General features: G+C 62.0%; 19 protein-coding genes. 4 read left to right on the plus strand and 15 right to left on the minus strand.

The genetic code is table 11. The annotated features are described in order from the left end of the window. The 7 genes from AC1DLV_RS23490 to AC1DLV_RS23520 all read right to left on the minus strand — a co-directional run bounded on the left by AC1DLV_RS23490 (position 1) and on the right by AC1DLV_RS23520 (position 7,443). Entirely contained in the window at positions 1-1,110 is a 1,110-nt protein-coding gene (locus AC1DLV_RS23490) for a hypothetical protein (protein WP_476802469.1), read from the minus strand. A 90-nt stretch (positions 1,111-1,200) separates the two neighbouring features. After that, entirely contained in the window at positions 1,201-2,271 is a 1,071-nt protein-coding gene (locus AC1DLV_RS23495) for an ABC transporter ATP-binding protein (RefSeq protein ID WP_476802470.1), read from the minus strand. Between the two features lie 4 nt (positions 2,272-2,275). Continuing rightward, the gene (locus AC1DLV_RS23500; RefSeq protein WP_476802471.1) at positions 2,276-3,124 is read right to left on the minus strand and encodes a carbohydrate ABC transporter permease; all 849 of its coding nucleotides are present in this window, start codon (positions 3,122-3,124) and stop codon (positions 2,276-2,278) included. Continuing rightward, the gene (locus tag AC1DLV_RS23505) at positions 3,124-4,047 is read right to left on the minus strand and encodes a carbohydrate ABC transporter permease (protein WP_476836264.1); all 924 of its coding nucleotides are present in this window, start codon (positions 4,045-4,047) and stop codon (positions 3,124-3,126) included. The genes AC1DLV_RS23500 and AC1DLV_RS23505 overlap by 1 nt, the downstream gene beginning before the upstream one ends. A 176-nt stretch (positions 4,048-4,223) precedes the next feature. Continuing rightward, positions 4,224-5,501, minus strand: a complete 1,278-nt coding sequence (locus tag AC1DLV_RS23510; RefSeq protein ID WP_476802472.1) for an ABC transporter substrate-binding protein — start codon at positions 5,499-5,501, stop codon at positions 4,224-4,226. Positions 5,502-5,530: 29 nt separating this feature from the next. Beyond that, positions 5,531-6,712 carry a PLP-dependent transferase gene (locus AC1DLV_RS23515; RefSeq protein ID WP_476802473.1) on the minus strand — a complete coding sequence of 394 codons (1,182 nt, stop codon included), beginning with the start codon at positions 6,710-6,712 and terminating at the stop codon, positions 5,531-5,533. Continuing rightward, positions 6,709-7,443 (minus strand): FadR/GntR family transcriptional regulator, encoded by a 735-nt coding sequence (locus AC1DLV_RS23520; protein ID WP_476802474.1) that lies wholly within the window; start codon positions 7,441-7,443, stop codon positions 6,709-6,711. Before AC1DLV_RS23520 ends, AC1DLV_RS23515 begins: the two co-directional genes overlap by 4 nt. A 160-nt stretch (positions 7,444-7,603) precedes the next feature. Between AC1DLV_RS23520 and AC1DLV_RS23525 the strand changes: the two genes are divergently transcribed. Then, positions 7,604-8,716, plus strand: coding sequence for an NAD(P)-binding domain-containing protein (locus AC1DLV_RS23525; protein WP_476802475.1), 1,113 nt, complete (start codon positions 7,604-7,606; stop codon positions 8,714-8,716). Between the two features lie 7 nt (positions 8,717-8,723). On the opposite strand, the gene AC1DLV_RS23530 is transcribed toward AC1DLV_RS23525, so the two are convergent. Then, positions 8,724-9,092 (minus strand): winged helix-turn-helix transcriptional regulator, encoded by a 369-nt coding sequence (locus AC1DLV_RS23530; RefSeq protein WP_476786126.1) that lies wholly within the window; start codon positions 9,090-9,092, stop codon positions 8,724-8,726. 113 nt (positions 9,093-9,205) lie between these two features. Here AC1DLV_RS23530 and AC1DLV_RS23535 point away from each other — a divergent pair, with 113 nt between their 5' ends. The 3 genes from AC1DLV_RS23535 to AC1DLV_RS23545 all read left to right on the plus strand — a co-directional run bounded on the left by AC1DLV_RS23535 (position 9,206) and on the right by AC1DLV_RS23545 (position 12,354). Beyond that, positions 9,206-10,249, plus strand: coding sequence for an LLM class flavin-dependent oxidoreductase (locus AC1DLV_RS23535; RefSeq protein WP_476802476.1), 1,044 nt, complete (start codon positions 9,206-9,208; stop codon positions 10,247-10,249). 10 nt (positions 10,250-10,259) lie between these two features. Next, a complete protein-coding gene (locus AC1DLV_RS23540) occupies positions 10,260-10,916 on the plus strand; it encodes an NADPH-dependent F420 reductase (RefSeq protein ID WP_476802477.1) in 657 nt (218 codons plus the stop codon). A gap of 238 nt (positions 10,917-11,154) precedes the next feature. Further along, the gene (locus tag AC1DLV_RS23545; protein WP_476802478.1) at positions 11,155-12,354 is read left to right on the plus strand and encodes an NAD-dependent formate dehydrogenase; all 1,200 of its coding nucleotides are present in this window, start codon (positions 11,155-11,157) and stop codon (positions 12,352-12,354) included. Between the two features lie 35 nt (positions 12,355-12,389). Here the strand turns inward: AC1DLV_RS23545 and AC1DLV_RS23550 are convergent, their stop codons facing one another. The 7 genes from AC1DLV_RS23550 to AC1DLV_RS23580 all read right to left on the minus strand — a co-directional run bounded on the left by AC1DLV_RS23550 (position 12,390) and on the right by AC1DLV_RS23580 (position 19,065). Further along, a complete protein-coding gene (locus AC1DLV_RS23550) occupies positions 12,390-13,148 on the minus strand; it encodes an iron ABC transporter ATP-binding protein (RefSeq protein WP_476836260.1) in 759 nt (252 codons plus the stop codon). Next, positions 13,145-14,086, minus strand: a complete 942-nt coding sequence (locus AC1DLV_RS23555) for an iron chelate uptake ABC transporter family permease subunit (protein ID WP_476802480.1) — start codon at positions 14,084-14,086, stop codon at positions 13,145-13,147. Before AC1DLV_RS23555 ends, AC1DLV_RS23550 begins: the two co-directional genes overlap by 4 nt. Further along, complete coding sequence (locus tag AC1DLV_RS23560) at positions 14,079-15,044, minus strand: ABC transporter permease (protein ID WP_476802481.1); 966 nt, start codon at positions 15,042-15,044, stop codon at positions 14,079-14,081. The genes AC1DLV_RS23555 and AC1DLV_RS23560 overlap by 8 nt, the downstream gene beginning before the upstream one ends. Continuing rightward, a complete protein-coding gene (locus tag AC1DLV_RS23565) occupies positions 15,044-15,949 on the minus strand; it encodes a siderophore ABC transporter substrate-binding protein (protein ID WP_476802482.1) in 906 nt (301 codons plus the stop codon). The genes AC1DLV_RS23560 and AC1DLV_RS23565 overlap by 1 nt, the downstream gene beginning before the upstream one ends. Positions 15,950-16,107: 158 nt before the next feature. Continuing rightward, a complete protein-coding gene (locus AC1DLV_RS23570) occupies positions 16,108-16,392 on the minus strand; it encodes a DUF2218 domain-containing protein (RefSeq protein ID WP_476802483.1) in 285 nt (94 codons plus the stop codon). A 236-nt stretch (positions 16,393-16,628) separates the two neighbouring features. Then, the gene (locus AC1DLV_RS23575; protein WP_476802484.1) at positions 16,629-17,792 is read right to left on the minus strand and encodes a hypothetical protein; all 1,164 of its coding nucleotides are present in this window, start codon (positions 17,790-17,792) and stop codon (positions 16,629-16,631) included. A gap of 43 nt (positions 17,793-17,835) precedes the next feature. Further along, positions 17,836-19,065 (minus strand): metal-dependent hydrolase family protein, encoded by a 1,230-nt coding sequence (locus AC1DLV_RS23580; protein ID WP_476802485.1) that lies wholly within the window; start codon positions 19,063-19,065, stop codon positions 17,836-17,838. Between the last annotated feature and the right edge of the window lie 11 nt (positions 19,066-19,076).

The following is a 19,076-nucleotide window of genomic DNA, read 5'->3' on the forward strand; positions in this document are numbered from 1 at the left end:
TCAGTCAAACCTATCCCCCATCAACCTGCACCACGATTCGCCGGCAAATCCGTTGAAGAATGCCCTTCCGTCGAGAAATGGCTGGACCAGTGCGGGATCGCGCGCGTGCACGATGCTTGACGAGGCGTGGACGAAGGCAAACCGTCGTCCCAGCATGGCATTGAGCAAAGCGGGCTGCGTACGCCCGCGCAGGGCCACCAGCCCGTTCGATGCGGCGTGGGCGATCATGTTGTCGATGACCGCGCCCTCCTGGCCGGGCAGGGACATCACCTGGATGGCACGGCCGATGCGACCGCTATCGCCGTAATAGATGTAGAGGCCGACCGGATGGCCGCTGCCAGTACGCACGACACGGCGTACGCCTTGGCCGTAATTTGCTTTGCGTCGCGCATGAACGATGGTGCGGGCGAGCGTGTCACGGTGCCAGGTCGGGCGCATCGGGTAGTGCGCGGTGAGTTTGGGGAAAAGGTCCAGCAGCTCGTCTTCATCCACGTCGGCATCCACGAGGCTGGCCTTCGGAAGTCGCGTGAAATGCGACCAGTGCGCTTCGCCATCCGTTGAGCGCCGGCGGATCAGGGCGTCGATTGGCCGAGCCAGTGGTGAAAAGACGCGCGCAGCACCTATGCCGGCCGCAGCGAGTTCGACCATGAAGCCGGCTGGCCGAATGAGGCGGATCCATTCCAGACTGTAGTCCGGCAGCACGGTGGCGCGCATCTTACGCCACATCGCCGTCGAGACATCATTGGCCGTTTCGGTCAGCGAAATATCCTGCGGACCGGCAAAAAAGGCACGCACCAGGCGCGCGCCGGCAAAAGGGTCCTCCGTGTGCCGGTCGACCATCATCGTCCCGCAAAGGGCACCGCGCAGTGGCCGGCCCTCGAAGTCGAGCGCGAGCGGCAGGACGCCGAGAAAGCCCGAGACACTGCCGTCATCGCGCTTGTGGATCAGCGATGTGATGTCCGGCTGGGCGTCGGGGGCATCGAGGAAGAGTTCTTGTAGATAGGCCTCGAGAGAGCTTGTCGCTGGTTGCCTGGTCTTGCGAAGGATGCGCTGAAACATCTCCGCGACCACGGAGACATCCGAAGCTGTAAAGGGACGGACTTCGCTCATCTCAGTTTGTCGATCTGCTCTACGCAACACAGGTTGCACTCGATCAGACGCATACCGCAGAGGTGTTAGAGAACTCTGAACCGGGTCTGGCTAGTTGATCCGTCGCCCGGTTTCGGGGTCGAACAGATGCAGGTCGGAAGCTGTTGCAGCCAGGCGAACCGCATCGCCCGGCTTGACCGCAACACGCCCCATGGCAAAGACGCAAACCTGCTGGCCGGCAAGCTTGGCGTAGAACTGCGTCGACAGCCCAAGCGGTTCGACGACTTCGACTTCGGCTGAAATGTCGCCATCGGAAGCAACATGCAAATGCTCGGGCCGCAGCCCGACGGTCACCTTGTCGCCGTCGCTCACTGGCAGGCTGGCAAGCACAGGCAGCTTCTGCCCATTGGCCAGGACTGCGCTGACGTCGTCGCCGGTCCGTTTGATCGTCGCCGGCAGGAAATTCATGCCGGGCGAGCCAATGAAGCCCGCGACGAAGGTGTTGACCGGATGATCGTAGAGATCGAGCGGCGCGCCGACCTGCTGGACGACACCGTCATGCATGACGACGATGCGGTCGGCCATGGTCATCGCCTCGGTCTGGTCGTGGGTGACATAGACCGATGTGGTCTTGAGCTGCTGGTGCAGCGCCTTGATCTCGGTGCGCATGTGCACCCGCAGCTTGGCGTCGAGATTGGACAAGGGCTCGTCAAACAAAAACACCTTAGGGTCGCGCACGATGGCACGGCCCATGGCGACACGCTGGCGTTGGCCGCCGGAAAGCTGGCGCGGCAGGCGCGCGAGCAGCGTGTTGAGGCCGAGGCGGTTGGCAGCTCCGCCCACGCGCGTATCGATTGCCTGCTTTTCGGTTTTTCTAAGCGTCAGGCTGAAGCCCATGTTGGCGGCGACGTTCATGTGCGGATAAAGCGCATAGGACTGGAACACCATGGCGATGTCCCGATCCTTGGGCGCTACGTCGTTGACGACGCGTTCGCCGATGCGGATTTCGCCAGCGGAGATCTCTTCCAGTCCGGCGATCATCCTGAGCAGCGTGGACTTGCCGCAACCGGAGGGTCCGACCAACACCACGAACTCGCCATCCGCGATCTCCAGGTCGACCGCCTCAAGCACGTTGAGGGTGCCGTAGTTCTTCTGGACCTTGTCGAGCGTTACGGAGGCCATGGTCCTATCCTTTGACGGCGCCGGCGGTCAGGCCGGTCACGAGATAGCGTTGCAGGAATGCGAAGAAGATGCAGACGGGGATCAGCGCCAGGATGGAGGCCGCCATCATCTGCCCCCAGTCGACGGCGAACTTGCCGATGAAGGTGAGCAGACCAACGGCAAAGGTCTTCTGGCCCTCGCTGGAGATCAGCATGAGCGCAAACAAAAGCTCGCTCCAGGCGGCGGTGAAGACGAAGCCCAAGGTGGCGCCCATGCCGGGCAGAGTCAGGGGAATGATGATGCGGCGTAGTGCCTGCAGGCGGGTGCAGCCGTCGATCATCGCCGCCTCTTCAAGGTCTTTCGGGATACCGTCGAAGAAGGACTGCATAAGGAAGGTGGCGAAGGCTGTGTTGAAGGCGGTGTAGATGATGATCAGGCCGGTCAGGCTGTTGGTCAGACCGATCTCGCCCATGATGCGGTAGATCGGCGGAATGACCATCACCAGCGGGAAGGTCTGCGTCAGCAACAGCGCGATCGCAACCGTCGTCTTGCCGCGAAACGAAAAGCGCGACATGGCGTAGCCGGCGGCCGAGGCGATGACGGTAACGACGAGTGCTGTGGTCACCGAGACCACTACTGAGTTGAAGAAATAGAGTGGGAAATCGGTTGCCCTGAGCACGGTGGTGTAGTTCTCGAAGGTGGTGGCCGACGGCCACAGCGTGATGCCTTCGGAATAAAGTAGCGACTGCGGCGTGACCGAGATCTTGAGCGTCCAGTAGATCGGGAACAGCGCGAAGATCACATAAGCGCCGACGGCCGAATAGAGCCCAATGCCACCGAGGATACGCGAGGAGGTCGAGCGTCCGGCAATCATCACGAATTCCTCGCAAGCGAGCGGCGGATGCCGATGAGCACGACCGCATAGAAAATGAGCAGCACAAGCAGGAGCACCGCGACCGCCGAGGCGTAGCCCTTGTCGAGCGATTTGAAGGCGCTGACATAGATGTAGGTGGCGACCGTATTTGTGGCGCCAGCCGGACCACCTGCTGTCATGACGAAGATCAAATCGGCGAAGGTTGCGATCCAGATCGTGCGCAGCATGACGGTGATGGCGATTGTCGGCGCAAGGAACGGCAGCGTCACTTTGGAAAAGCGCTGCCATGGCGAGGCGCCGTCGATCGCCGCCGCCTCATGCAGTTCGGACGGGATCGACTTCAGCGCGGCGAGCAGCGTGATGGCGAAGAACGGCACGCCGAACCAGACGTTGGCGATGATCGGCCCCCACATGGCCGTAGCGGGGTCAGACAGGATGCTTGTCGGCTCCGCCTGCAGGCCGAGCGCGTAAAGCCAGTGCGGCAACGGCCCGACGATGGGGTTGAACAGCCAGGCCCAGGTCAGGCCCGACAGGAACGACGGCACTGCCCAGGGCAGGAACACCACGGCCTGGACGAGCTTGCGACCGACAAAGGGGCGGTCGAGCAGCAATGCCAGCCCGAGCCCGAGGAAGAACTGGAAAAACAGGCTGCCAGCAGTCCACCATAGCGTGTTGAACAGCGCCTGTCCGAGCAGCGGGTCCGACATCATCGCCTGATATTGGCCAAGGCCGACATATTCGGACTTGAAGGCGGAGAACTTGCGGAACGAATAGCTGATGCCGACGATCAGCGGCACAAGCAGCACCGTGACAAGCAGGATGAGCGCCGGGCTGAGATAGAGCCAAGGTTCAAGCCCGGGCAACGATGAGCGTCGGCGCCTCACCTTTTCGGGCGTTCTCAATCCGGTGACTGCAGTGGTCATGGCGATTGCTTTCGTCATGGCGAAAAAATCGCCCCCTCGCTTGCTCGGCCTCGTCCCAAGGGGAGAAATGGCTTGGCAGCGATGCCGGCACGACCGCTATGCGGCCGAGCGAGGGGGCAGCAAGGGAGCCCTTGGCGGGCGTGGTCGGCGGAGCATCGCTGCTCCGCCGAGGCCGCTTACTTCTTGTTCTTGGCCATCCAGTCCTGCTGTTCCTTGGTCAGGAAAGCAGACCACTCGTCGGCGATGTCCTTGGCCGTACGCTGGCCGAGAAGCACTTCTTGGAAGTTCTTGATCGAGACCTGGTCGTAGAAATTGCCGAGGTTTTCGAGATGGACCGGAGGCGTGACGAACTCGAACTTGTCCGGGTTGCTCAGCTCCTCGAACCAACCCTTGAACTGCTCGGTCTTGAAGTGCGGATCGTCGGCGGCGCTGTTGTGGATCGGCAGCACGCCCACTTCCTTGGCCCAGGCGATGTTGTTTGCCGGCGAAAGCAGTGTCGACATCAGCTTCCAGGCGTCGTCCTTGACCTTGGAGTTGGCGAACATCGACCAGCCGGCATAGCCGAGCGTCGGGTAGGACTTGCCGGAAGGTCCCGCCGGCATCGGCGCCACCGCGAAATCTTCCGCCTTCATCTTCTCGGCGATGCCGATCAGCGCGTCCGGATCCTGATCGAGCATGGCGCAAGTGCCGGAATAAAAGCCGGTGACGATCTCGTTGAAGCCCCAGCTGACGCTGTCCTTGGGCGCATAGCCTGCCTTGTAGATGTCAGCCAGCATCTGCAGGCCCTTGACGGAACCTTCCTCATTGATCGTCGAGGTGCCGTCCTTGTTGAAGTAGCCGCCCTTGCCGTTGGCGATGTTCATGAACATCTGCACGCCGTTGAAGCCGCCGGGGCCGCCGCGCATGCAGTAGCCGTACTTGCCGTTGATCGCCGAGATCTTCTTGTTGGCGTCCATGAACTCGTCGAGCGTCGTCGGCGCGTGGTCGAGGCCGGCTTCCTTGAACAGCTTCTTGTTCCAGAACATGGCGCGCAGATAGTAGCCGTAGGGCAGCATATACTGCTTGCCGTCGACCACCGAGCCGAACTCTTTGGCGCGGTCGCCGAGCGTGGCTGCGTCACCCCACTTGGCCATGTACGGCGCGAGATCCTCGAGCTGGCCGTTGGTGCCGTAGAGGCCGAGCCAGCGCTCGGGCATCTCGACCACATCGGGTGTGTCGCCGGCCTGCACCATGGTCAGGAATTTTTCGAAGGCTTGGCCCCAGGGCAGCGAGACGAGCTCGACCTTGATGCCCGGATTGGCAGCTTCGAATTCGGCGATCTGCTTCTTAATGAACTCGGTGCGCGGCGGGCTGGTGATGACCTCCACCATCTTGATCGTCGAGTCGGCCAGTGCCGATCCGGCAGAAAGAGCGAGGCCCAGGGCCGTCGCCAACAACAGGCTGTATTTCTTCATTCCAATCACTCCCATTCTTGGTTTTGAAGCTATTTTCTTTTTGCTCCCTCAAAGGCGCGACTGACGTCGGCCCAGAGATCCTCCACATTTTCCAGCCCGACATTCAGCCTGATGGTTCGCGGGCTGACCCCGAACCGGCCGATGGAATTGGCATCCGGCGTCTGCTGCAGCGAGGCGAGCGCCGGCACCACAAGGCTCTCATGACCACCCCAACTGACGCCGATGCGGAATAGTTTCAGTGCATCGGTAAAAGCCGGCACGTCGATGTCGTCGGTCACCTCGAAGGAAAACAGGCCGGAATAGCCTGACAGCGTCGCCTTGCCCGGATGGTTGGAAAAGGCGGGATGGTTGACCCGCTCGACGTGGGGGTGGCCCTTCAGTCGCTCGGCGATGGTCAGCCCGCTCTTCATGTGGTGGGGCAGGCGCAGCGGCAGGGTGCGCAGACCGCGCAGCAGAAGCCACGCCTCGAAGGGTGACAGCTTGGCGCCGAGATAGGGATAGGTACGCTCATTGATGCGGCGGATATTTTCGACTGATCCGGCAACAACGCCGGCGACTGTGTCGCTGTGGCCCCCGAGATATTTCGACGCCGAGTGCATGACGAGGTCGACGCCATGCAGGATCGGCTTCTGAAACAGTGGCGTCGCCCAGGAGTTGTCTATGACGCTAACGATGCCGTGCGCGCGCGCTATGCCAGTCAGCACTTCGAGGTCTTGGAGCTCGAACATCATCGAGGTCGGGCTTTCCAGATAAAGCATCGCAGCACCTGGAAGCGCTGCAGCAACCGCGTCGGGGTCCGAGCCATCGACATAGTCGACCTTGATGCCAAGATGCGGCAAGAGCCTCTCGAACAGGCGATAGGCATCGCCGTAACAGTTGCGGACAGCAACGATGCGTTGGCCCGCGCCGACGAAGGCGAGCACGGTAGAGCTGATAGCCGCCATGCCGCTCGAAAAGCCGCGCGCGGCTTCAGCCCCTTCAAGGGCCGCGATCTTGCTTTCGAACTCCATCACAGTGGGATTGTTGCCGCGCGAATAGATCGGCTTGGTGCTACGGCCGGCAAAAACATCGGCCATGTCGGCATAGCTGTCGAAGGTGAACAGCGAGGTCTGGTAGATCGGCGGCACGACGGCGCCACCGGGAAAGGGCTCGTCATGGGCAAGCAATGTCGCTGCCTCGGCAATGAAATCCCGCTCGAAATCGTTGCTCATTTGTTGTCCGCAAGTTTGAGGTTGGCGGCACCGCGCCTGAGGTCGGCCTCCACGGTGGCGATCAGTTTCAGGGCCTCGGTGCGAGCGCCCTCGGCATCTCCGGCAGCAATGCGCTCGTAGATCGTACGGTGATAGGGAAAGCTGGCATGGCCGAAATCGCGCACGCCAAGCGGGTGTTCCCAGAAGCGGTGGAACAGTTCGTGCATTGCCGAGATGATCTGTTCGAACAGCGGATTGCCCGAAACGCGGTAGATCGCCTGGTGGAAATCCCAGTCCTCGTCCGACGACATGCCGGCGCGGCTGTGAAAGGCTTCTTCCATCGTCTCGAGCTTCTGCCTGATGAGGGCAAGTTCGGCCGCACCGGCACGCGAGGCGCACAAAGCGGCCGCCTCCGCCTCCAGCCCGCGACGGATTTCAAGCGTGTGCATCAGGCTTTCGAAGTCGTTGCCCGAGGCGAATGTCAGCGGCAAATGCAGCATGTCGCGCGACACCGCCGCCTTGAGAAAGGTGCCGCTGCCTTGCAGGCGCTCGACCAGGCCAAGACCCTCCCAGCGCGTCAGCGCCTCGCGCACCGTGGTGCGGCTGACCTTCAACCGTTCCGACAATACGCGCTCTGTCGGCAACCGGTCGCCTGGCTGCAGGTCTTCCTGCATGACGAAGTCGGCGAGTGCATTGAGCACGGCGTCGTCGCGCGCGGTTGCCTGGATCGGGGGAAGGCTGGCTTCGGTCAACTCGACATCCAATTGGTACAATGGTCAGACCAATTTCTGCATGTAACCCATCCCATGTCAATTCCGTTGGGTCACGATTTGAGGATACGGCCCGACTTGAAATCCAAAGCCCCATATTTCAGGCTCGGGAATGGCCACTGAAGATTCTGCACGTGCTGCAATGAAGACCGATGAACACTCGGAAAGGCGCGATGTTCGCGCCATCCTCAAGACCGACATCGTCGTCATCGGTGCGGGTCAGGCCGGGCTTTCCTCGGCCTATCATCTCAGGGGGCTCGGCATTGTGCCGCGCAAGGGCTACGTGGTGCTCGACAAGTCGCCTGAAGCAGGCGGGGCTTGGCAATATCGCTGGCCGTCGCTGACGCTGAGCACGGTCAACCGCGTCCATGACCTGCCGGGCATGCGGTTTGCCGATGTCATCGAAACCGGCCTCGCCGAAGTAAAAGCCTCCGTTGCGGTCCCCCGCTATTTCGCCGCCTACGAGCAGAAATTCGACTTGCCGGTCTACCGGCCGGTGACGGTCAAGGTCGCATGCGAACGCCATGAACGCTTCCGGATCGAGACTGACCGGGAAACTTTCTCGGCGCGTGGCATCATCAATGCTACCGGCACCTGGGAAACACCCTACATTCCGACCTATCCCGGTGCCGACCAGTTCAAGGGCCGCCAGTTGCACACCCGCGACTACCGCACAGCGGGTGAATTCGCCGGCCAGCACGTTATCGTCGTCGGCAGCGGCATTTCGGCCCTGCAATTGCTCGACGAAATCTCGCGCGTCACATCCACTACCTGGGTGACGCGCCGCGAACCGCAATTCCGCGAGACACCGTTCACCCCTGAGGATGGACGCGCCGCCGTTGCCATCGTCGAAGACAGGGTCCGGCGCGGGCTTGTGCCTGGTTCGGTCGTCTCGGTCACCGGCATTCCATGGACGCCCGCGCTCAAGGCTGCGCGCGAACGCGGTATCCTCAACAGGCTGCCGATGTTCAGCGAGATCACCGAAGACGGCGTCCGCTGGGCTGACGGCACCGAGCAGAAGGCCGACGTCATCTTGTGGTGCACGGGCTTTCGCAGCTCGCTCGATCATCTGGCGCCGCTGCAAATCCGCGAGGACAATGGCGGAATCTTCATGTCCGGTCGCCTGGCGACCCAAATTGCCAAGGACCCGCGCATCCATCTTGTCGGCTACGGTCCATCCGCCTCGACCATAGGAGCCAACAGGGCAGGCGCTGCCGCCGCGCGGGAACTGGCAGGGCACCTCGGCCTGATCTGAGGACCGATCAGGCGGCGTCGCGGTCGAATGTTTGTTGTGCCTTGGCGATAAGCATTTCGTGCGCGATCGCCCAATGGCCCAGCTCTTCCACCGGCCGGCGCAGCGAATGCCCCAATTCGGTCAGCTCATAGTCGACGCGTGGCGGCTTGGTCGGGAAGACGGTCCGTTTGATCAGGCCGTCACGCTCCATGCCTTTCAGCGTCAGCGTCAGCATGCGCTGCGAAATCGTTCCGATGGCGCGCTTGATCTCATTAAAGCGGCGCGGGCCGTCGCGCAACGCCATGACGATCAGCACGCTCCACTTGTCGCCGACCCGCGCAAGGATCTGGCGGACGGGCCTGCACATATCAAGCAAGCCGCTCGGTTCAGGTAACATGGATGTGCCTCCTTGCGTCCATTCGGACAGTAACAATATTAGGCCAGGTTACGAATATATACTGATGGCGACATGGCTCCACAAGGAGCGACGCCAGCGAAGGAGAAACGAACATGGAACTTGGCGTCTACAGCTTTGGTGATGTCCAGAAAGATCCTGTCACCGGCAAGCTCGGCTCGACGGCCCAAGCCACGCGCAACCTCTTGGAGGCCATCCAACTGGCCGATGAAGTCGGGCTGGACTATTTCGGCATCGGCGAACACCACACCTATGAGATGCCGGCGTCCGCTGCGACAGTGGTGCTCGGCGCAGCTGCCTCGACCACGAAAAATATCAAGCTCGGAAGCGCGGTCACCGTTCTCAGCACCGATGATCCGGTGCGCGTCTATCAGCAGTTCGCGACGCTGGACGCCCTGTCGAACGGTCGTGCCGAGATCACCGCCGGGCGCGGTTCGTCGACGGAATCCTTTCCGCTCTTCGGCCACAGCCTCAATGACTATGACGAGCTTTATGCCGAGAAACTCGACCTTCTGCTGAAGATCAACGAGAGCGAAGCCATCACCTGGAGCGGCAAGTTCCGCCCGGCGCTGAACGATGCGTTGGTCGTGCCGCGCCCTGAGAGCGGTTCGCTGCCAATCTGGCTGGCGACCGGCGGTAATCCGCATTCATCGGTGCGCGCGGGGCTGCTCGGCCTGCCAATTTCCTACGCCATCATCGGTGGCCAGGCATCGCGTTTTGCCCCGCTCGCCGATCTCTATCGGCGTGCCGCAGCACAGGCGAACATTCCGGAGGCGCAGATCAAGGTTTCGGTCGCAAGCCCGGGCTTCATCGGCGATGACGCCACTGGAGCGAAGGAGCGCTTCTGGATCCACTGGCATGCAGTAATGGAGTCGCTTGGCAAGATCCGTGGGTTTGCCCCGCCGCCGCGTCATCACTACGACAAGGAAGCCAGTGGTGGTGGTGCGCTGTTTGTCGGCGCCCCCGAAGAGATCGCCGAGCGCATCGTCGCTTTGCACAAGAGCATCGGCCACACGCGCCAGTTCTTCCAGATGGACGTTGGGCAGTTGCCGCAGAAAGAGTTCCTGCGTTCGATCGAGTTGCTCGGCACGCGCGTCAAGCCGCTTGTGGATGCTGAACTAGGCACTACCAAGATCTAGGAGAAACAGCATGAAAGCCGCTGACGTGAAGACCATCGGCATCCTCGGCGCCGGCCGTGTCGGCACCGCGCTCGCCCGCCGCGCCATCGCGGCGGGCTACGAGGTCAGGATCGCGACATCTAGGCCGCCAGCCGAAATCGGACTGCTGGTCGAAATCATGGTGCCCGGTGCCAAGGCGGAGACGGCGGAAGCAGTGATCGCCGGCAGCGATATCGTGGTTCTGGCGTTGCCTTTGTCGAAGTACCGCAATCTTCGCCCCCAATTGTTTGCCGGCAAGATTGTGGTCGATGCCATGAACTATTGGGCGCCGACTGACGGAACCATGGCCGAATTCGAAGGTGATCGCTCAAGCAGCGAGGTGATCCAGGACTATCTGGACGAGGCGCTGATCGTGCGCAGCTTCAATCACATGGGCTACCATGAAATCGAAGAAGAAGCGCGCTCCTTCGGAGATCCTGATCGGCGCGCGCTCGCGGTTGCGGGTGACGACGCGCAGGCCCGTCACGTGGTGGCGGCGTTCATCGACCGTCTCGGCTTCGATCCTGTCGATGCCGGTGAACTTGCAGCTAGCCGAAGCTTTGTCACCGGTACGCCGATCTTCGGGGCAAGCCTCAATCAGGTGGAAATGGTGCGCGTTCTGCAAGGGACGTATGAACAGGCATATTGATAAACTATCCCGCACTTGTGGAAGCCCTGGAGGTCGCGCCAGCGCGACCTCCAGCAGACCTTGAAACCGCGTTCGGCTCCACCATCTAATTCGCCATAGCGCGCAACTTTCCAAACGAGGAAGCGCCAGGCAACGCGCCTGTTGGTAATAGCTTACTTCACCAGTTCGTCCTGCCGGGCGTCGTTACTTGCGAGCATCGAGCGTCTTCCTCGTCCTGTCAGACGAAGGGAGATAGGAAATGGCAAAGGTCGTTTGCGTCCTTTATGACGATCCGGTCGACGGTTATCCCAAGCGATATGCGCGGGATGGCCTGCCCAGACTCGACCGCTATCCCGGCGGCCAGACGTTGCCCACGCCCAAGGCCATCGACTTCGAACCAGGCGTGCTGCTCGGCAGCGTGTCGGGCGAACTGGGCCTGCGGAAATTTCTCGAAGGTGCTGGACACAGTCTGATTGTGACGTCGGACAAGGACGGCCCCGACAGCGTTTTTGAACGTGAGCTCGCCGATACCCAGATCGTCATCTCGCAGCCGTTCTGGCCGGCCTACTTGACTGCGGAACGGATCGCCAAGGCCAAACGACTGAAGCTTGCTATCACCGCCGGCATCGGCTCCGACCATGTCGACCTGCAGGCGGCGATGGATCGCCGCATCACGGTCGCCGAGGTGACCTATTGCAACTCGATCAGCGTCGCCGAGCATGTGGTGATGATGATCCTCGGGCTCGTGCGCAACTACATCCCGTCTTACGGATGGGTCGTGAAGGGCGGCTGGAACATCGCCGACTGTGTCGCGCGTTCCTACGATGTCGAAGGCATGCAGATCGGAACCGTGGGTGCTGGCCGGATTGGCAGTGCCGTGCTGCGCCGGCTGAAGCCGTTCGACGTAAAGCTGCACTACACTGACCGCCACCGCTTGCCCGAAGCGGTCGAGAAGGAACTGGGCGTGACCTTCCACAGATCGGCGGCCGAAATGGTGCCTGTCTGCGACGTGGTGACGATCAACGCCCCACTGCATCCCGAGACGGAAAATCTCTTCGACGCTGCGATGATCGCCAGGATGAAGCGCGGTGCCTATCTGGTGAACACGGCGCGCGGCAAGATCTGCAATCGCGACGCGGTCGCCCGCGCACTGGAGAGCGGCCAACTCGCCGGTTACGCCGGCGACGTCTGGTTCCCACAGCCAGCACCCAAGGACCATCCATGGCGATCGATGCCCCATCACGGCATGACGCCGCACATCTCCGGGTCGTCGCTGTCGGCCCAGGCGCGTTATGCCGCCGGCACCCGCGAAATCCTGGAATGCTGGTTCGAAGGCCGGCCGATGCGCGAGGAATATCTGATCGTCGACGGCGGCAAACTCGCCGGTGCCGGAGCCCACTCCTATAGCGCGGGCGACGCCACACGCGGATCGGAAGAAGCGGCGCGCTTCAAGAAGTAAGCCCAACGTGACGAGTTGTTGCGCGCAAGCAATCGCTAGCGATGATGCAGAACCAGCGGGGCGCCGTCAACGTCGATGACATTCATGTGGTAGCCGAAGACTTCGGCCAAAACGCTGGGCTGCAGCACTTCGGCCGGTGACCCGTCAGCCACGATCCGTCCCGCCTTCATCGCCACGATCCGGTCGGCATAAACAGCGGCCTGATTGATGTCGTGCAAGACAACGATCACCGTGCGTTTGTCGTTGTCGGCGGCAGCACGCAGGTCGCGCATCAGCTGGCGGGCAAACAGCATGTCGAGATTGTTCAGCGGCTCGTCGAGCAGCATGTAGTCGGTGCCCTGGCAGAAGGCCATGGCAACCATGGCGCGCTGGCGCTGGCCACCGGAAAGCTTGTCGAGGAAGCGGTCCGCCAGCTCTTCCAGGTTGAACTGCCGCAAGGCTGCGTCGATCAAGCTTTTGTCGTGCGCGTCGATGCTGCCATTTTGATGCGGGAAACGGCCGAAGCCGACGAGTTCGCGCACCCTGAGCCTGCTCGCCACGGCAGGGTCCTGGCGCAGGATCGCGAGCGTCTGGGCGAGGCGGCGGCTTGGCGTGGTGTCCACCGGCAGGCCGTCGACGGATATCGCGCCGCTCTGCAGCGGCTGCAGCCGCGCGATCAGCGACAATAGGCTCGATTTTCCGGCACCATTGGGACCGACCAGTGCCGTCACCCCGCCCTTGGGCATGGTCAGCGAAACATCGCTCAGGATTTGCGTGTCGCCATATCTAAGTGAAACATTCTTGATCTCGATCATCGCTTGCTCGTTGTGATCAGCATGGCCAGGAACACCAGTCCCCCTACGAATTCGATGACGACACCCAGTGTCGAGGCGCCGCCCAGCACGTGCTGAAGCAGCATCTGGCCGCCAAGCAGCACGATGATCCCCGTCAGCATGGCGGCCGGCAGCAAAAGGTGGTGACGCCGGCTGTTGATGATGCGCTCGGCGAGCGCCACCACCAGCAATCCAAAGAAGGTGACGGGGCCGACCAGGGCCGTCGATACCGCGACCAGTGCAGCGACGAGCATCAAGAGGCCGGTCAGCGCCCGGGTCCAGTGGACGCCGAGCCCGATGGCGCTGTCGGAACCGAGCGCCAGCACATCGAGCAGATGACGCTTGCGCCAGGTGATCACTGTGGCGATCACCGTGACGACAAGGCCGATGACCATCAGGTCGGGGCGCACGGTGTTGAAATTGGCGAAGCTGGCGCCCTGGACCACGGCGAATTCATTGGGATCGATGAGGCGCGCGATCAGCGAAGCAAGGCTGCGAAACAGCACCCCGAGCACGACGCCGGTCAAAAGCAGCAGCCCGACGTCGAAGCGCCGCCTGAGCATGGGCATGAACAACAGCAAGGCCATGACCATCATCAGGCTGGCTTCGCCGGCGAATTTCATACGCGGGTCGAGCGCGACAAATCCGACGCTGCCAAGCGCCACGACCAGCACCATCTGGCCGAACAGGTAAAGCGCATCGAGCCCCATGATTTGCGGCGTCAGCACCCGGTTTGCCGTCACTGTCTGGAACACTACAGTCGAGACGGCGATCGCCACGCCGACTTGCACCAGCGTGAGCAGCCGCAATGCGCGCAGCTCGAGCGCGAAGGCGATGTTGCCGCGCAGCCCGACGGTCATGAAGGCGACGGCAGCAGCAAGGGCCAGCGCGCCAAGTATCCATAATCGCTTGTCAGGCACGTGCCGTCCGCCCAAACAGGATCCACAGGAACAGCCCCGAACCGACCACGCCGAGAACCGTGCCGACAGGGATTTCGTAAGGGTAGCGGATGAGGCGGCCAACGATGTCGCAAGCGAGCACCAGTGCTGCGCCCGAAATCGCCACCCAGGGCAGGGCGCTCCTCAGATTGTCGCCCATCAGCCGGGAGACGAGATTGGGCACCACAAGGCCGACAAACGGGATCATGCCGACCACGACCACGGCCAAGGACGAGATCACCGCGACCATGACCAGCCCGAGTTGGACGATGCGCTGATAGTTGAGCCCGAGCCCGACGCTGACCTCGCGCCCCATCGACACGATCGTCAGGCGGTCGGCGATCCACAAGGCAAGCGCGACCATCGCCGCCAGAATCCACAAAAGCTCGTAGCGACCGCGCAGTACGCCGGAGAATTCGCCGTTGGTCCAGATATCAACATATTGCAGCAGGTCCGCTTGCCAGGCGATGAAGGTCACAGCCGCGCCAATGACGCCGCCGTAGACAAGGCCAAACAGTGGAATGAGGAATGGCTGCGTCGGTGGCAGCCGGTGGGCGATGGACAGGAAAACGGAGGTTCCGGCGAGCGCTGTGACGCTTGCGGCCAGTGTCTTGACGCCGATCGAGGCTGACGGAAACAGCATCGTCACTGCCAGGATGCCAAGTGCTGCACTTTGGCCGGTTCCGGTCATCGTCGGTTCGACGAACCGGTTACGCGCGAGGATTTGCAAGACGAGGCCGGCAATCGCGAGCCCCGCGCCGACGAGAACCGCCGCCAGCGTCCGGGGCAGGCGGCTGACCAGCAAAAGCTCAAGCGCCCCTGCATCGGCAAAGACGTTGCCTAGCGAAAAATCGTCTACGCCGACACCGAGGCTCAGCGCGAAAAGCCCGACCAGACTGGTGGCGACCACCAGCCTGGCATAGGGCATTGCCAGTGTCATCACTGCGCCTTGGCGAAGGCTTCTTCGATTGTCTTGAGCACCCGATGGGTGGACTGGACGCCGCCTGCGGCGATGTAGAAGTCGGATGAAGGCAGGTAGATCACCTGGCCTTTTTTCCAGGCTGTGGTCTGAGCCACCAGTTCGTTATCGAGCGTCGCCTTCGCGCCTTGCTCGCCGGAACCGATTGCCGCGGCGCGGTCGAGTACAAGAAGCCAATCAGGATTGGCCTTGCTGATGAATTCAAACGCGATGGCCTCGCCATGGTTGGCCGCCTCGACATTGGCTACCGCGGGCTCGAGTTCGAGCGTCTTGTGCAGCCAGCCGAAGCGCGAGCCGGGGCCATAAGCGGTGATCTTGGGGCCGTTGGTCATCAAGATCAGGGCCTTGCCCTTGCCCTTCACTGCCTGCCGGGCAGCTTCAACGGCAGCGTCCAGTTCCTTGCTGGCAGCGGCGGCTTCATCGGTCTTGGCGAAGAGTGCGCCATAAGCCACAAGCCGCTCCTTGGCCTGGGCAACAAGGTCGTCGCCATTCATCGTCATGTCGATGGTGGGGGCAACGCGAGCGGTCGCTTCGGCCTTTGCAGACGACCGTCCGCCGACGATCACAAGGTCAGGTGCAAGCGCATTCAGCGCCTCGAGATCAGGCTCGAAAAGCGTGCCGACGACAGTTGCGCCCTTGGCGACATCGGCGAGTTCCGGCACGAACAGCTTGTTGGGAACGCCGGCAGGCTGGATGCCTAGGCGGTTGAGCGTGTCGATGGCGGCGATGTCGTAGACGGCGATCCTGGCGGGAACCTTGTCGATGGTTTTCGGACCCGTCGCGGTGTTGATGTCAGCCGCAACCGCTGGTGCCGTCGCTATCGCGAGGGCTGCCACAAGATTGGCCAGGACCCGAACATACTTCATGCTTTGTCTCCGTCTTTGCCTGATGGCGTCGGCTTCATAAAACCTTCGTCAAATACTCCGGTTTTGCGCATACCAGAAGCTGGCTGTGCAAAACAAGACTTGGGCAGGCATTCACGGAGACTTTATCGCCGCTGGGCCACGCCCTGCGACAAGGCGCCTCAAGGGTTCCATGCGATACTGCGACCGGGCTCGCGGAAAGCGAAGCGCGCGAGGTGATCGTCGATCACCGACTTTGCGCGCGCCAACTGCTCGGCGTCCGGCGCGACCACCGTGATCGTCAAGGCGGTGTCATTGGCGTCGAGTACGGCGTTGCCGAATGGAAAGTGGCACTCGCCATGGCGATCGGCGTAGTTGACCTCGATCTTGTGGGCGAAATGCTTGCACAGCTGGATAAGGTACTTGGCACCGTGCTCGGTCTCGAACCGTCCCGTCGTTTCAACCATGTTGTCTTCTCCGTCGTTGACCTGCGCAGGCACGCTTGGATCGCCGCGTGTACGAATGGACGTAGAGGAACGCGCCAGCTGCCCCTAGGGAGCTGGCGTCTAACATTGTTGAGTATTACAATCAAGAAAAGCCTGCCGCGAACGCAGGCGGGCATGACCCACACGTCGCAGGTCATGCTCGATCCCATCGCGAAAACAGCAAGTGCGCGCTAGTCAGGTTACGACAAGGTCGGCGGCTATTGATTCCAGAATGTTCGAAGCGTGGTCGGCGTGTGCATGTTGGCATAGAGATAATGCCAAAACTCGGCGCGGCGCTCGCGCTCGACGGTCTTCCACACATCGTGGACCGCCACTTCGCCACACCAGTAGGCGTAGACAAAAGGCGCCCGCAAATTGTGGTTCAGGAACGAGAGGCGCCCCTTCACCGTCTCCAGGCTCTGATACCCAGCTTCGGCGATGATCGGCGCGATGTCGTCAAGCTTCATGTTTTGGGCGTGCATCATCCAGGCCGCGTTGCAGCGCAGCGCGCTGCGCAACCGCTGCAAGGCAACGGCGAGCTCATCGGCTGGCGTGTCGACCCAATCGAGGAAGAACAGCCCATTGTCGGCGATGCCCTCAAACAGGGCGCTGCTTGCCGAACTGGTCACCACCTGCGCGCCGTCGAGCGGCATGCTGCGCTCAGCGACGTAGCGCTGGCGCAAAGCCAAATGCACCAGATGCCCGGGGAACGCTTCGTGGCACGCCAGATGCTTCAGCGCGTAGGGCGTGTAGGGAAAGTCGAGATTGAGCAGAAGCTGCCGTCCCGGGTAATCGCAATAGGCCGAAAACGGCACGTTTTCGACCGCCACCGGTTCGAGCCATTCCTGGCCCATCTCGTACATCAAGGCACTGGTTCGCCGGCGCGCCTCCTCGCCGTAACCGCTGAGCACGTCGAGAACAGCACTTGGGGCGACACGATTGTCTTGCTCCCAGCGGCGAACGTCGTCCGTCAACGAAGAACCGCGATAGCCGAGCTCATCGAGCCTTTCGCGGATCGTGACCGCATAGCCATCCAGGATCGACTGGCTGACCATCTGCGTGTCGACGCCGAGCTGTCGGCGGACACGATCGGCGAAGGAAATCTCCTTCTCCTGAAACGTGATCAACAGCGCTTGAAGCGAGTCGATCATTTCGCCGAGGTAGCCCTGCCGTAGCGCGCTCGCCTCCTGCGGCAAGCGGGCATTCAGATCGTCAAGCGCCTGAACCGCCTCGTCATAGCTGCGGAAAGCTGTCGGCTCGACATCGGCGACGGCAACCGGAACAAGCCCCTCGCGATCGAGGAAGCCGTCGCTTCGCGGTGTGTTGCGGTAGAGCCGGTCTATTCCCGCCGTGATCCCGGCCAGTTCTTTTCCCAACTGCATGGCATGTCTCACAATCTGGTGGCGGGCACAGTGGCCGGTTGAACTAGAGCAAGCGGTTCTTGACGAACCGGCCATTGGCCATGATGGCGCTCAGATGCGCGCCGTCATCCTGAAGCAGGGCGATGTCGGTCAGCGGATCGCCGTCGACGACGAGCAGATCGGCAAAGGCACCCGCTGCGATCACGCCCACTTCCAGCCGGCAAAGCTCTGCGCCGACGATCGTCGCCGAGCGGATGATCTCGGCAGGCGTCAGCACCTTGGCGAGCAGCTCGAATTCCATGCAGTGATATTTGCGTAGCTGGCCAAGCAGGTCGGAGCCGAAAGCCATGGGCAGGCCGGCGTCACGCATGATCTCAAGCGAGCGCAAACCGCCTTGGCGCACCACTTCGATCTTGGCGAATTCGGCCTCTCCCAGACCGAGCTCTTCGCCGTCGAGCGCCAGCGCGTCATAGGCAACCAGGGTCGGAACGGCGATGCAGCCTTTGTCGGCCGCAAGCCTGGCGGTCTCGGCGGTGATCAGATTGCAATGCTCGAGCGAATGGACACCGAGCTCGACGACACGGCGGATCGCCGCATCGGTGTAGACATGGGCCGAAACATAGAGGCCGGCATTCTCCGCCTCCTCGACGATCGCGGCCAGTTCATCCCTTGAAAACTGCAGCGAGTGGATCGGATCGTTGGGCGAGGACACGCCGCCATTGGCCATGACCTTGATGAAGCGCGCGCCGCCCTTGATCATTTCGCGCGACACCCGGCGAACGTCGTCGACGCCGTCGACGAGAATACCCATCGATCCCAGGCGATCTGACATGATGCCCGGGCGATCGTCCGTGCGCGGGCGCAGGTCGCAGTGGCCGCCGGTTGTCGACAAGCCCTTGCCGCAGATCACAAGCCTTGGGCCATCGATCAGCCCGTCTTCCACGGCGCGCACCAGGCCGTGGTCGGCGCCGCCAAGATCGCGCATGGTGGTGAAGCCGCGCATCAACGCCTCGTTCATCACGCGTGCCGAGCGCAGTGCTGCAAGCGATGACGGTGCAATGGCGTTTGACCAGAGGTCGAGGGATTCCGCCACCACATGCACATGACAGTCGACCAGGCCAGGCATCAGCGTCCTGCCGCCAAGTTTTACCTCGACCGCGTCGGCGGGGGCGGCGATGGATGAGCCAACCTCGACAATTCTGCCGTTGCGCACAAGCACGAACAGTCCCTCGATCAGGACGCCCTTGGCGGCATCGAGAACCTTGCCGCCGGTGAAGATGTAGCTCTGGGTCATGGGATCATTTC

This window comes from Aminobacter sp. 01T433, from assembly GCF_056398585.1.

What these genes read in the sequence shown, in the direction of transcription:
- AC1DLV_RS23490 (WP_476802469.1), bottom strand. Translation starts at nt 1,110, where the DNA reads ATGAGCGAAGTCCGTCCCTTTACAGCTTCGGATGTCTCCGTGGTCGCG.
- AC1DLV_RS23495 (WP_476802470.1), bottom strand. Translation starts at nt 2,271, where the DNA reads ATGGCCTCCGTAACGCTCGACAAGGTCCAGAAGAACTACGGCACCCTC.
- AC1DLV_RS23500 (WP_476802471.1), bottom strand. Translation starts at nt 3,124, where the DNA reads ATGATTGCCGGACGCTCGACCTCCTCGCGTATCCTCGGTGGCATTGGG.
- AC1DLV_RS23505 (WP_476836264.1), bottom strand. Translation starts at nt 4,047, where the DNA reads ATGACCACTGCAGTCACCGGATTGAGAACGCCCGAAAAGGTGAGGCGC.
- AC1DLV_RS23510 (WP_476802472.1), bottom strand. Translation starts at nt 5,501, where the DNA reads ATGAAGAAATACAGCCTGTTGTTGGCGACGGCCCTGGGCCTCGCTCTT.
- AC1DLV_RS23515 (WP_476802473.1), bottom strand. Translation starts at nt 6,712, where the DNA reads ATGAGCAACGATTTCGAGCGGGATTTCATTGCCGAGGCAGCGACATTG.
- AC1DLV_RS23525 (WP_476802475.1), top strand. Translation starts at nt 7,604, where the DNA reads ATGAAGACCGATGAACACTCGGAAAGGCGCGATGTTCGCGCCATCCTC.
- AC1DLV_RS23530 (WP_476786126.1), bottom strand. Translation starts at nt 9,092, where the DNA reads ATGTTACCTGAACCGAGCGGCTTGCTTGATATGTGCAGGCCCGTCCGC.
- AC1DLV_RS23535 (WP_476802476.1), top strand. Translation starts at nt 9,206, where the DNA reads ATGGAACTTGGCGTCTACAGCTTTGGTGATGTCCAGAAAGATCCTGTC.
- AC1DLV_RS23540 (WP_476802477.1), top strand. Translation starts at nt 10,260, where the DNA reads ATGAAAGCCGCTGACGTGAAGACCATCGGCATCCTCGGCGCCGGCCGT.
- AC1DLV_RS23545 (WP_476802478.1), top strand. Translation starts at nt 11,155, where the DNA reads ATGGCAAAGGTCGTTTGCGTCCTTTATGACGATCCGGTCGACGGTTAT.
- AC1DLV_RS23550 (WP_476836260.1), bottom strand. Translation starts at nt 13,148, where the DNA reads ATGATCGAGATCAAGAATGTTTCACTTAGATATGGCGACACGCAAATC.
- AC1DLV_RS23560 (WP_476802481.1), bottom strand. Translation starts at nt 15,044, where the DNA reads ATGACACTGGCAATGCCCTATGCCAGGCTGGTGGTCGCCACCAGTCTG.
- AC1DLV_RS23565 (WP_476802482.1), bottom strand. Translation starts at nt 15,949, where the DNA reads ATGAAGTATGTTCGGGTCCTGGCCAATCTTGTGGCAGCCCTCGCGATA.
- AC1DLV_RS23570 (WP_476802483.1), bottom strand. Translation starts at nt 16,392, where the DNA reads ATGGTTGAAACGACGGGACGGTTCGAGACCGAGCACGGTGCCAAGTAC.
- AC1DLV_RS23575 (WP_476802484.1), bottom strand. Translation starts at nt 17,792, where the DNA reads ATGCAGTTGGGAAAAGAACTGGCCGGGATCACGGCGGGAATAGACCGG.
- AC1DLV_RS23580 (WP_476802485.1), bottom strand. Translation starts at nt 19,065, where the DNA reads ATGACCCAGAGCTACATCTTCACCGGCGGCAAGGTTCTCGATGCCGCC.